This window comes from Pseudomonas sp. HY2-MNA-CIBAN-0224 (assembly GCF_040310285.1).
Taxonomy (GTDB): domain Bacteria; phylum Pseudomonadota; class Gammaproteobacteria; order Pseudomonadales; family Pseudomonadaceae; genus Aquipseudomonas; species Aquipseudomonas helleri.
Map to the genome: position 1 here is coordinate 1 of NZ_JBEOPQ010000653.1, position 260 is coordinate 260.

Genomic DNA, 260 nt, shown 5'->3' on the forward strand with positions numbered 1-260 from the left:
TTTATGACTAATACAAGCTCTTTTGTTCTAACCAGCTATAACATTCATAAAGGCATGTCGCCTATGAATCGGCAAGTAAAAATGCAAGGTATTGCCCATGCGCTTGAGGGTATAGGCTCGGACGTTCTGTGTTTGCAAGAGGTACAAGGTCAGAATCTTAAGCGCAATATGCAATACAACGAATATCCTGATCAATCACAGCATGAATGGTTTGGCGAAGATCTTCAGCTGCAAAACAGTTATGGTAAAAACTAAGAATA

1 protein-coding gene is annotated in these 260 nt (G+C 39.6%); it reads left to right on the forward strand.

Going from position 1 to position 260, the window contains the following annotated elements; translation table 11 throughout:
- Positions 1 to 255, forward strand: a 255-nt coding sequence (locus AAEZ03_RS27935; protein WP_350583171.1) for an endonuclease/exonuclease/phosphatase family protein, incomplete at its 5' end; no start/stop codon positions are given.
- Between the last annotated feature and the right edge of the window lie 5 nt (positions 256 to 260).